General features: G+C 58.9%; 5 protein-coding genes and 1 pseudogene. 1 reads left to right on the top strand and 5 read right to left on the bottom strand.

The genetic code is table 11. The annotated features are described in order from the left end of the window. Together BQ8482_RS39465 and BQ8482_RS22370 are read right to left on the bottom strand one after the other, a co-directional pair. A partial coding sequence (locus tag BQ8482_RS39465; RefSeq protein ID WP_280178866.1) for a TCP-1/cpn60 chaperonin family protein occupies positions 1-465 on the bottom strand: 465 nt, incomplete at its 3' end. A 50-nt stretch (positions 466-515) separates the two neighbouring features. Next, positions 516-830 (bottom strand): co-chaperone GroES, encoded by a 315-nt coding sequence (locus BQ8482_RS22370; RefSeq protein ID WP_123149583.1) that lies wholly within the window; start codon positions 828-830, stop codon positions 516-518. 531 nt (positions 831-1,361) lie between these two features. Here BQ8482_RS22370 and BQ8482_RS22375 point away from each other — a divergent pair. Continuing rightward, complete coding sequence (locus BQ8482_RS22375) at positions 1,362-1,607, top strand: hypothetical protein (RefSeq protein WP_123149694.1); 246 nt, start codon at positions 1,362-1,364, stop codon at positions 1,605-1,607. Between the two features lie 122 nt (positions 1,608-1,729). On the opposite strand, the gene BQ8482_RS22380 is transcribed toward BQ8482_RS22375, so the two are convergent. From BQ8482_RS22380 to BQ8482_RS22390, 3 genes and pseudogenes are all read right to left on the bottom strand, one after another. Then, positions 1,730-2,167: a hypothetical protein gene (locus tag BQ8482_RS22380; protein WP_123149584.1), complete on the bottom strand. Its 438-nt coding sequence runs from the start codon at positions 2,165-2,167 to the stop codon at positions 1,730-1,732. A 305-nt stretch (positions 2,168-2,472) separates the two neighbouring features. Beyond that, positions 2,473-2,598, bottom strand: a pseudogene (locus BQ8482_RS22385) (IS6 family transposase); the annotation flags it as partial. 663 nt (positions 2,599-3,261) lie between these two features. Further along, on the bottom strand, positions 3,262-3,761 hold a 500-nt coding region (locus tag BQ8482_RS22390), incomplete at its 5' end, for a protein-L-isoaspartate O-methyltransferase family protein (protein ID WP_133254815.1).

Raw genomic sequence — 3,761 nt, forward strand, 5'->3', positions numbered from 1 at the left:
GTCGCCATTGGCGGCGATCGTACCAACCTGGGCGATCTCGTCCGAAGATTTGACTTTCCTGGCCCTGGCTTGAATGTCCTTCACCACGGCAGCCACAGCAAGGTCGATGCCGCGCTTGAGATCCATCGGGTTCATGCCCGCGGCAACGAATTTGGCACCTTCGCGCAGGATGGAAGCGGCCAGCACCGTGGCTGTCGTCGTGCCGTCACCAGCAAGGTCGTTGGTCTTCGAGGCCACTTCGCGCACCATCTGGGCGCCCATGTTCTCGAACTTGTCGGCAAGCTCGATTTCCTTGGCGACGGCGACACCATCCTTGGTGATGCGCGGTGCGCCATAGGCCTTGTCGATGACGACATTGCGGCCTTTGGGGCCCAGCGTCACCTTGACGGCGTTGTTCAGAATTTCGACGCCGCGAAGCATCCGGTCGCGGGCATCGGTAGAGAATTTGATTTCCTTGGCAGACATGATTTTACGTCCAGTTCAGTCTTGAAATTGCGGGATCGGAAATCGCCCGGTCAGGCGGCTTTCTTGGCCGCTTTGGTCTTCTCGACGATGCCCATAATGTCGCTCTCCTTCATGATCAGGAGATCCTCGCCGTCGATCTTGACCTCGGTGCCGGACCATTTGCCGAACAGGATGAAGTCGCCGGCCTTGACGTCGAGCGGGATCAGCTTGCCGCTTTCGTCACGTGAGCCTGGGCCGACGGCGATCACTTCGCCTTCCTGAGGCTTTTCCTTGGCGGTATCGGGAATGATGATCCCGCCCTTGGATTTGGTATCGCCTTCCGCGCGCCGAATGACGACGCGGTCGTGGAGTGGCCGGAATTTCATTGGGGTTCTTTCTGCCGCCGCACATAGAGCGACTGCAACACTTAACATAGCCCCTTTGGCACTCGAATGATAGGAGTGCCAAATTTTTAATTCCTCAAGCCGAAAATATTTGAAATGTAAATCAGTCGTTGTTACCGGCGCTTTTGGCCGTCCGAAAAGCGGAGCAATAAGCAATTTTATCGTAATACATCCCTCTTAATTTTGCCGACAACAGACTATATTAATCCGCAATTACGAACCAAACCTATTGAGCCTTGATTGAATGTGCATCGAGACATATATATAGATTGCGTGGATTTGGCCGATTTGGCTTTCGCGGTCCCGATCGACATAGGTCCGCGACCTTCGACCCGCCATGAAGCACCGAATTTTCCGACAGCGAATGTATAGCGCTTATTCGGCGCGCATGTCGCTCTGTTGGAGTCTTTGAACCACGGCGCTGACCACGGATGTACTGGCAGCATTGGGATCTTTCCGGTTCGGATGGAAAAGATGCAGGAGGGGCGTCGGCGTGCTCTTGCGGAAAGCACCATGGCCAGTCGCACCACGCAGACCGTCGTTCACTTTTCATCCGCGTTCCGGCTGCCGGGTTTTGAGGCGTGGCAACCTGCCGGAGACTACCGCGTCGATCGATTGAGGGGATCCTCCAGGCTTGCCTGGCGACGCGTCGGCGCGTTCATTCACCTGCCGGCAATCGCCCTGCAGAGTTCGGCGCAACAGATGGTGCAACTCAGCCCAGCAGACCTCGACGCCGCTCTCGAAAAGGACCTTGGATAATCATGACCGCACCATCCCGCATGCAACACAGCCTCCCCGCGTGGGGAGCGCCTGCCTGCGCTACGGCGGCGGCTTTCCATGCGAGCCGCTTCAAAAATGATGCTGCGAAACGGCGCCGGCTTTTATCCGACGAACGCGTCGTGCAACCGAGCGAACATGCCGGGCTGTCTCCTGGTACGCACCGCACGGATGTGACGGGCGGCCGTTGCGGCGGTCACCGTCGCGCCGAAATGGCAATAGCAGATGATCTCATGCAATTGCCTATCGGTCAGTTCGAAGAACCGCTTCGCTTCGCCGTAGTTGTCGTTTTCCAACCCGGCGGCGCGAAGGACAGGATCCTCGAAAGCGACTGAGATCGGCGAGCCGTCGCCGCGCATGGCCCCGCGTGCTCTAACCGGCTGATACTCGGTCTGGTGCAGCGTCGAGAGGCGCCGGTCAGGATTCCGTTCAAGGAGCTCCGCCCAGCGTTCAAGACGTTCGCTGCGCAACATGGCCTGGCGCGGGTAGGCCTGATCGATCTCGGCGACGATCTGCAGTTGCTCGATCGTCTGGTGTTTCATTTTGGCCCTCCTATTCGGACGATAGTTGGTCCACCCATATCCTTCTTATGCCTGCAGCCAACGTGACTCCAACCGATCGTGAAGTCCAATCACGATGATGCTGGGAGGGCTTCGTTCACGAAAATGTGGAGGCTTCGCAAAGATCCGGCCATTAATTTGGCGAACGCGGTCAAATGCGCGGCTGTTCGACGATGTCGGTCTGGAGTCCGTGCCGATCGAGGTGATTGACGGGCAGAGTCTGTGCTGGAGTGCCCCGGCTCCATTGCTGGCCGGGGCAGCGGGATCAAGCGAGTGGCAGGTGAGCTTCGAAACCGCCGAAGGCCGGGCCGATGCGAGTTCTCCGCCCGGTCGTTGGGGCCCTTGTGGCTCCAGTGTACGACTTCCGGCATGACCTGGCGCCTGGCTACTCCGTAGGATCGCAGTTTGTCCGTGTCGAAACCATTATCGAAGTTACCCGGCCCGATGGCGGAGTGTTGCGGATTGCGTGCGATCCAGGAACCGGTCCGTCCAACAGGTTGAGCGGAAGCCATCTCAAAAACGGTCCAGGCTGTGCGTCGTCAGGATGGTAGCCGAACCAGCGAAACAGCCAATCAGGGATCCCTTCCTTCGACCTTTAGAGACTGAGCAGTCAGCTGCCGCCAAGCGAGAATGACGATCGCTCTCACTGCTGCGGCGCTGGTATTGGTGTGCCGCCAAACCAACCAGCCGCATACGCAATCACGACCAATACCACGATCACGGCTACCACGCCGTACCAGAGGCGCCTGTCTTTGAGATCCATCGTTACCTCCTGCCCGCTACGTGTTGGCCACTGGGCGAATTCCTTGAGCCTTTGGCCGTCATTTCCCAGATGAGCGACCCATTTGCCCTCTGGTAGACACACAGTAGGCTGGATAAGGGTCTTTGAGAAGCGCGCAATACGACCGCGCCGGCATGATCGCCAGCGGCTGCGACCGGCGGCTGCAGGCGTGCTCGACGGGTAGCGTTGCGGCATGGATGTCAAAAGATCGGCGATGCCATCCAGTGCCCCGTGTGATCGATGCGGCGCGCGCGTTATCCTGATCTTCCAGCACGGCTCCGCGCAGCCGCACCCCTCATGTGACCGTTTCGAGCCGACTGAACCGAACTGGGATGAGTTTCCGAGTCTTGAGTTGCCCTGCCGCGTCCTTGTCGATGACAGCCAGCAACTGGACTTCTTCAGATCCAACAGGCAGTACCAGGCGTCCCCCTGGCTTGAGCTGCTCAAGCAAAGCCGGCGGCGTCCGTTCAGCCGCCACGGTGACCAGGATCTTGTCGAATGGGGCGTGCTCAGGCCAGCCGCGAGACCCGTCTCCGACACGAATGCCGACATTGGAGGTGCCGAGGCCCTGCAGGAGAGCCCCGGCATGGCTTGCGAATTCCTCGATGATTTCGACGCTCCAAACTTGCCCGGCGAGTTCCGCGAGGATTGCGGCTTGGTAGCCCAGGCCGGTGCCGATCTCGAGCACTGCCTCGTGCGGTTGGGGAGCAAGGAGATCGGTCATGAGAGCGACGATGAGACCGGTAATTTTGCTGGGGTAAATTCCGCCCCTTGATCGAGGTAATCCATTCGATC

It is taken from the genome of Mesorhizobium delmotii, from assembly GCF_900149755.1.
In the GTDB taxonomy this organism is placed as follows: Bacteria; Pseudomonadota; Alphaproteobacteria; order Rhizobiales; family Rhizobiaceae; genus Mesorhizobium; species Mesorhizobium delmotii.

Bases quoted from the DNA above. Each gene is read 5' to 3' on its own strand.
- BQ8482_RS22380 (WP_123149584.1), bottom strand. From the start codon at position 2,167: ATGAAACACCAGACGATCGAGCAACTGCAGATCGTCGCCGAGATCGAT.
- BQ8482_RS22370 (WP_123149583.1), bottom strand. From the start codon at position 830: ATGAAATTCCGGCCACTCCACGACCGCGTCGTCATTCGGCGCGCGGAA.
- BQ8482_RS22375 (WP_123149694.1), top strand. From the start codon at position 1,362: ATGGCCAGTCGCACCACGCAGACCGTCGTTCACTTTTCATCCGCGTTC.